At 42.6% G+C, this 7,028-nt stretch carries 5 protein-coding genes; 4 read left to right on the forward strand and 1 reads right to left on the reverse strand.

Annotated features, from left to right (window positions below; translation table 11 throughout):
- Positions 1-138: 138 nt before the first annotated feature.
- Positions 139-1,176 carry an aspartate-semialdehyde dehydrogenase gene (locus HWQ43_RS03635; protein WP_292730362.1) on the reverse strand — a complete coding sequence of 346 codons (1,038 nt, stop codon included), beginning with the start codon at positions 1,174-1,176 and terminating at the stop codon, positions 139-141.
- An 892-nt stretch (positions 1,177-2,068) separates the two neighbouring features.
- Between HWQ43_RS03635 and tig the strand changes: the two genes are divergently transcribed.
- From tig to HWQ43_RS03655, 4 genes are all read left to right on the forward strand, one after another.
- A complete protein-coding gene (tig, locus tag HWQ43_RS03640) occupies positions 2,069-3,502 on the forward strand; it encodes a trigger factor (protein ID WP_292730364.1) in 1,434 nt (477 codons plus the stop codon).
- Between the two features lie 339 nt (positions 3,503-3,841).
- Positions 3,842-4,540: an ATP-dependent Clp endopeptidase proteolytic subunit ClpP gene (gene clpP / locus HWQ43_RS03645; RefSeq protein ID WP_292730367.1), complete on the forward strand. Its 699-nt coding sequence runs from the start codon at positions 3,842-3,844 to the stop codon at positions 4,538-4,540.
- 9 nt (positions 4,541-4,549) lie between these two features.
- On the forward strand, positions 4,550-5,890 hold the full coding sequence (gene clpX / locus HWQ43_RS03650) for an ATP-dependent protease ATP-binding subunit ClpX (protein WP_292730369.1): 1,341 nt from the start codon (positions 4,550-4,552) through the stop codon (positions 5,888-5,890).
- A gap of 90 nt (positions 5,891-5,980) precedes the next feature.
- Positions 5,981-6,901, forward strand: a complete 921-nt coding sequence (locus HWQ43_RS03655; protein ID WP_292730372.1) for an alpha/beta hydrolase — start codon at positions 5,981-5,983, stop codon at positions 6,899-6,901.
- Positions 6,902-7,028 lie beyond the last annotated feature (127 nt).

A 7,028-nucleotide genomic window follows, 5' to 3' on the forward strand; every position in this document is an offset into this window, starting at 1 on the left:
CTCCTGATTACCCATGTTTTTATATCTTGGTGGTTCTCTATTGTAATAACCTATCTGCAAATTGCTTTCAAGTATCATTAGTCATTTGTTATTTGTCCTTTGTCCTTTGTCATTTTACTAATGACCAATGACCAATGACTAATGACTAATAGCTAATGGTTTGAGTAGATTTTTCTCTACTAATAACTCAGCGATTTGTACTGCATTCAATGCTGCGCCTTTGCGAATTTGATCGCCACATAACCATAATTCCAAGCCACAAGGATGAGAAATATCCTGGCGAATTCTTCCCACTAAAACTTCATCTCGACCGGTTGCTTCTATTGGCATCGGAAAATGATTCGTTCCCCAATCTTCTACCAATTTTACTCCAGGGGAGGAATTTAAAATTTCTCTGGCTTCCTTCGCACTAAAGGGAGTCTCAAATTCTAAATTAATGGCTTCTGAGTGGGCGCGGAGTACGGGAACCCTTATACAGGTGGCAGTGATTCTGATTTGCTGCGTACCAAATATTTTTCGGGTTTCATTGACCATTTTCATTTCTTCCTCACAATAACCCAAATCGTTTAATGGGGAGTTATGCGGGAATAAATTAAATGCCAATGGGTAAGGCAATATTTCGGCAATCGGTGGTTGTCCTTGTAGTATAGCGCTTGTTTGGGTTTTGACTTCTGCCATTGCTCTAGCACCCGCACCACTAGCAGATTGGTAGGTTGCAGCGACGATGCGTTGTACTGGTTTAACTTTATGTAATGGCCAAACTGCCACAGCCATCAAAATCGTTGTACAGTTGGGGTTGGCAATAATACCTTGGTGATGCGCCGCAGCTTGGGGATTCACCTCTGGCACTATTAAGGGAACTTCCGGGTTCATCCGAAAGGCACTGGAGTTGTCAATTACCACTGCGCCCTTTTCCACGGCAATTGCTGCCCAAGTTTTAGATGTGGAACCACCTGCACTAGCCAGTACTATATCGACATTTTCAAAAGCGCGATCGCTCACTGCCTCTATTGGTATATTTTCACCTTTAAAGCGCAGCGATCGCCCAACACTCCGCTCTGATGCCAATAACTTCAAGTCAGCAACCGGGAAATTACGGCTTTCTAATAATTCGAGCAACTCTGTGCCTACTGCACCAGTCGCTCCCAAAATAGCTAAACGATAGGATTTCGACAAACTTGCTTCCTCCTTATAAGAGACTTAATCTGCAATTTATTGGAACAATTGACAATTTAGTTATATTTAAATAGCGATCGCAGTCTGGAAATATATTTTTAATAGGTTTAGATTTTTCTCTAATTTAGTCTATCTTTAGATATTTAATACATTTATTTTTTTGCTTATTTAATTAAGTTAAATGATATTGCATTTTAAAATAACAGTATATTTATTTTTTTTCATCGATTTTAATTATAACTATATATTATACAGCAAACTGCCACTTTTCTAATAAATGGAGATATCTGCACTTAGGGGTTTAACAAGCATCCTACCTGCAAAGAAATAAATGTATTGGCTGCACGCTTCCTTGCAAAAATGATGAATATACTAGGATCTAAATCCATAAAGCCAGCACCACGTCAAACTGAGCTATGTGGTTAAGTAACAGATGCACTCTCGTACCACACACAACTTAATAATAGCTAGATAATAGCTAGACTAAATACTATAACTTTAACCTGGGGGTACTAACCACTATTTGAGAACCAGGATATCACGGCATTAGCCCACTGGATAATTAATTCCCAAGTTTTAGAGTGAGTCGGGAGTGAAGAAGAGAATAGGTTACAGGGTACAGTTTACAGATTTATTCCCTATCAACTGTCACCTCCCCTTAATCCAAATGCCCCATTAACTAAATTGTTATGAAGGTAAAATGTCAAGTCCTTGATAATTGGCAGTAAACTGGATGTTTGCCCCAGGACAAACATCCATCCTTGGATGTCACAAGACCTTTTGGCAAACTCCCATTACCCCTAAGAGACATCAAGCCATAAACGCAAACAATTATTTTATTGCGTTTTGTGTGTACTCGGAGTATAAAATACCAGAAAACTAGAGACGAAGCATGAAAGTTACCCAGGAAAAACTTCCCGCCAGCCAAATTGGTCTGGAAATAGAGATTACGCCGGAAATTACCAAGCAAACTTACGAACAGGTCATTAAAAACTTAGCGAGTACTGCCAATATTCCTGGGTTTCGTAAAGGCAAGGTGCCTCGGCCGATATTACTACAACGGCTGGGTACAACTCGAATCAAGGCAGCGGCGCTGGAAGAACTAATTCAAGATGGCATTGAGCAAGCAGTCAAACAAGAAGCCATCCCAGCAATCGGCCAGCCGCAATTGCGCTCCTCTTTTGAGGATTTGATTAATAATTATGAACCTGGAAAACCCCTGACGATTTCCGCTGCTGTCGATGTAGAACCAGAAGTGAATCTAGTGCAGTACACTGATTTGCAAGCCAAGGCCGAAGAAGTTAAGTACGATCCAGAGCGAGTGGACGCTAACCTTGACAAGGAACGTCAAGAATTGGCGACATTAATTCCTGTAGAAGGACGTGCAGCCCAAATCGGCGATATTGCCGTAGTCGATTTTAAAGGTTCATTCGCCAGAGTTGAGGGCGAGGACGAAACAGCTGAACTAGAACCGATTCCCGGAGCCGAAGCAACTGATTTTCAAGTTGAGTTGCAGGAAGATAAGTTTATTCCAGGCTTTATTTCGGGAATAGTAGGGATGAATCCTGAAGAAACGAAAGAAATTGCGGCGAAGTTCCCAGATCCTTATGCTAATGAAGAATTAGCTGGAAAAGCAGCAACTTTCACCGTGACACTCAAAGAATTAAAGGAAAAGGAGCTACCAGAAGTAAATGACGATTTCGCCCAAGAAGTCAGTGATTTTGAAACCTTAGAGGAGTTACGCGCTTCTTTGGTAGAGCAATATCAAAAAGAAGCGGACGACAAAACAAAAACCAATAAGCAGGAAGCCTTGTTAACGGAACTGCTCAAGCACGTAGAAGTTGACTTACCAGCAACTTTGATTGAGCAAGAAGTGGATGCAATGCTAACGCAAACAGCAATCCGGCTGTCTCAGCAGGGATTGGATGTGAGAAAGCTGTTTACTCAAGATATTATTCCTCAGTTACGGGAGCGATCGCGTACTGAAGCAATTGAACGCATCAAACGCTCCTTATCCTTACGAGAAATCGGTAAACGCGAATCTATCGAGGTAACTCCAGAAGAAATCGCAGCCAGAGTTACAGAACTTTTGGAACAATACTCGGAGGAACAGGATGTTGATGAAGATAAACTGCGCTCAATCGTGGAAAACGAACTGTTAACCGAAAAAATCATCGATTGGCTCTTAGAACACTCATCAGTTGAACTTGTACCGGAAGGTTCATTGAGTCCTGCGGAGGAAACGGAAGACGCAGAATCAGATGCTGATGCACCTCAGACTGAGGAAGAAAACAGCGAAGCTTCTACAGAAGTTACAGAAGGATAATAAAAAATCCCACAGCCATGAGTTCACCAGTTCTGAGTTAAAGTACTGGTGAAATGGGTAAGGTAAGGGAGACGAGAAAGTAGGGAGAGAAATAACCAATGCCCAATGTCCAATGCCCAATGCCCTATAACTCAGGGATGAAGTCAAAATAATTAAAGAATTAATGAATTTTCGGCAAATAGTGACACCTGTTATCACTTGAGCTTGATACTGTGTTACACGAGAGGAAATTATATGAGGCATAATGGTTAACACGTAGCTTATAAAAATTCCATTCGTTGAAAAAGCAGCATCTGCTGCTGAAACATTTGTCCTAAATAATTGTCAAAGAAAGCTTGTATGCTTGAATCGCAGTCGGGAAATTCCCCAATCAGCAACTTAAGTCGAATAAACATTAACTCCCAGTTAAGCAGCCCTAGCGACATCGTGCCGATGGTGATAGAGCAATCTGGCATGGGAGAAAGAGCTTTCGACATCTACTCCCGCCTGCTGCGAGAGCGGATTATCTTTTTAGGAACGCCAATAGACGATGCCGTAGCCAACTCAATTGTGGCTCAGTTGTTATTCCTAGACGCCGAAGACTCAGAAAAAGACATCCAACTGTATGTTAATTCTCCTGGCGGCTCCGTCTACGCAGGGATGGCAATCTATGATACAATACAGCAAATTCGCCCTGATGTTGTTACCATCTGTTTTGGATTAGCCGCGAGCATGGGGGCATTTTTGTTGACAGCAGGGGCTGCCGGTAAGCGAATGTCTCTGCCCGACTCCCGGATTATGATTCACCAACCACTTGGTGGCGCTCAAGGTCAAGCCATTGACATTGAAATTCAAGCCAGAGAAATTCTTTACGTTAAGGCTAAGTTGAATCAGTTAATGGCTCACCATACTGGTCAACCCTTAGAAAGACTTGAAGCAGATACTGAGCGCGACTTTTTTATGTCGGCAGAAGAGGCAAAAAACTACGGTTTGATTGATCAGGTCATTTCCAGGCAAAATCTTCCCGTAGCAGGGGAAAACGTCACCATTCTGAAATAAGAGGCTGGTATGTCTAAGTACGACTCCCATTTGAAATGTTCATTTTGTGGCAAGTCTCAAGAGCAGGTGCGTAAATTAATCGCAGGGCCGGGAGTCTACATCTGCGATGAATGCGTTGACTTGTGTAATGAAATACTAGACGAGGAGTTACTCGATACTAATGGTGCGGCAGCACAACCAGCACCAAGAGCAGAGCCACCTGAAAAACGGCGTACTCACTCTGCTAGTATTTCGTTTAATCAAATACCCAAGCCAAGAGAGATTAAAAAGTATCTAGACGAACACGTTATTGGTCAAGACGAAGCGAAGAAAGTTCTGTCAGTAGCTGTTTACAATCACTACAAACGGCTGGCAGTCATTCAGTCTAAGGCCAGTGGCAAACCTGGGTCAGATGATGCCATAGAACTGCAAAAGTCCAACATCTTGTTAATCGGCCCGACTGGTTGCGGCAAAACTCTCTTAGCGCAAACCCTAGCGAAAATCCTGGATGTACCCTTTGCCGTAGCCGATGCGACAACGCTGACGGAAGCTGGGTATGTAGGAGAAGATGTGGAAAATATCTTGCTGCGACTGTTGCAAGTGGCAGATTTGGATATAGAGGAAGCCCAACGAGGAATTATTTACATTGACGAAATTGACAAAATTGCTCGTAAGAGCGAGAACACGTCAATTACCCGTGATGTTTCTGGCGAAGGTGTGCAGCAAGCCTTGCTGAAAATGTTAGAGGGAACGATCGCCAATGTACCACCCCAAGGAGGCCGCAAGCATCCTTATCAAGACTGCATCCAGATTGATACAAGTAATATTTTGTTCGTCTGTGGTGGTGCCTTCGTAGGCTTAGAAAAGATTGTAGATCAGAGAGTTGGCAAAAAAGCAATCGGTTTTGTGCAGCCAGGAGAAGGCCAATCGAAAGAGAAACGAGCAGCAGACACTCTTCGCCATCTAGAACCGGATGATTTAGTAAAATTTGGCCTGATTCCAGAATTTATTGGGCGGATGCCAATGGTAGCAGTAGTAGATCCGCTAGATGAAGAAGCGCTGATGGCGATTCTTACCCAACCACGCAGCGCCTTAGTCAAGCAGTACCAAAAGCTGCTGAAGATGGATAATGTCCAGCTAGATTTTAAAGCAGATGCTTTACGAGCGATCGCTCAAGAAGCTTACCGCCGTAAAACTGGTGCGAGAGCATTACGTGGTATTGTCGAAGAATTAATGTTGGATGTAATGTATGAGTTACCATCCCGTAAGGATGTGACACGCTGTACAGTTACAAGGGAGATGGTCGAGAAGCGATCGACTGCTGAACTGATAATACATCCGTCTTCACTACCGAAACCAGAATCAGCTTAATAGTCATTGGTCATTAGTCATTGGTCAAAAAATAAGGAATAATAACCATATACCAGGGACTAATGACAACTGACAAAGGACAAATGACTAATGCCTTATATTAATGTTCGTGGCGTTGAGCATTACTACGAATGGGTGAAAAAACCATCCGGTTCTTTGGTAAAACCAGTGATGGTTTTCATGCATGGTTGGGCTGGTTCGGCTAGATATTGGCAAAATACTGCTGATGTTTTATCAGAGCAATTTGATTGTTTACTCTACGATATGCGGGGATTTGGCCGTTCTAGTGGAAAGCCAACTATCGCCCAAGCAAGTGAAGCTGTTGCTGAATCTGATTCCCCACAGGAAGAATCAGAGGCAATCACAGAGTTAACCTATGAATTAGAGGAATACGCTGATGATTTGGCAGCCTTGTTAGATGGGTTGCATCTTCAGCATGTTTATATCAATGCTCATTCAATGGGCGCTTCTGTTGCCACTTTATTTTTTAACCGCTATCCCGAACGAGTAGAACGAGGAATTTTAACTTGTAGCGGCATTTTCGAGTACGACGAAAAATCTTTTAGTGCCTTTCATAAATTCGGTGGCTATGTAGTGAAATTCCGTCCCAAGTGGTTAAGCAAAATTCCATTTGTTGACCGGATGTTTATGGCCAGATTTTTATATAGTTCCATACCACATTCTGAGCGGCAAGCTTTTTTAGAAGATTTTCTCGAAGCAGATTACGATGCGGCTTTAGGAACAATTTTTACTTCAGTCAGCAAGGCTCAATCTGAAGTGATGCCGCAAGAGTTTGCCAAGCTGACAGTGCCGACTCTGCTTGTGGCAGGGGAGTATGACAAAATTATTCCAGCCGAGATGGGGCGTCAAGCCGCTGCATTGAGTGACAAAGTGAAATTTGTGATGATTCGTAACACAGCGCATTTCCCAATGTTGGAAGATGCGCCAACTTATATGCAACAGGTACAAGAGTTTTTGCAAATTAACACCCCACAACCACAAGTGGGATAACTGATAGCGATTTTTAGACCAATACGCTTGGGTTAAGGCTAAAACCCTTTGAACCTATCCCACTAATAATATTTTGTTAATCCAGATATGAATTGTAGCAAGGTCAATGAATGCGTCAAAGTAAACT

This window comes from Nostoc sp. JL31 (assembly GCF_017114965.1).
GTDB lineage: Bacteria > Cyanobacteriota > Cyanobacteriia > Cyanobacteriales > Nostocaceae > Nostoc > Nostoc punctiforme_A.

Excerpts from the sequence above, each read along its gene's own strand:
- tig (WP_292730364.1), top strand. The coding sequence starts at position 2,069 with ATGAAAGTTACCCAGGAAAAACTTCCCGCCAGCCAAATTGGTCTGGAA.
- clpP (WP_292730367.1), top strand. The coding sequence starts at position 3,842 with ATGCTTGAATCGCAGTCGGGAAATTCCCCAATCAGCAACTTAAGTCGA.
- clpX (WP_292730369.1), top strand. The coding sequence starts at position 4,550 with ATGTCTAAGTACGACTCCCATTTGAAATGTTCATTTTGTGGCAAGTCT.
- HWQ43_RS03655 (WP_292730372.1), top strand. The coding sequence starts at position 5,981 with ATGCCTTATATTAATGTTCGTGGCGTTGAGCATTACTACGAATGGGTG.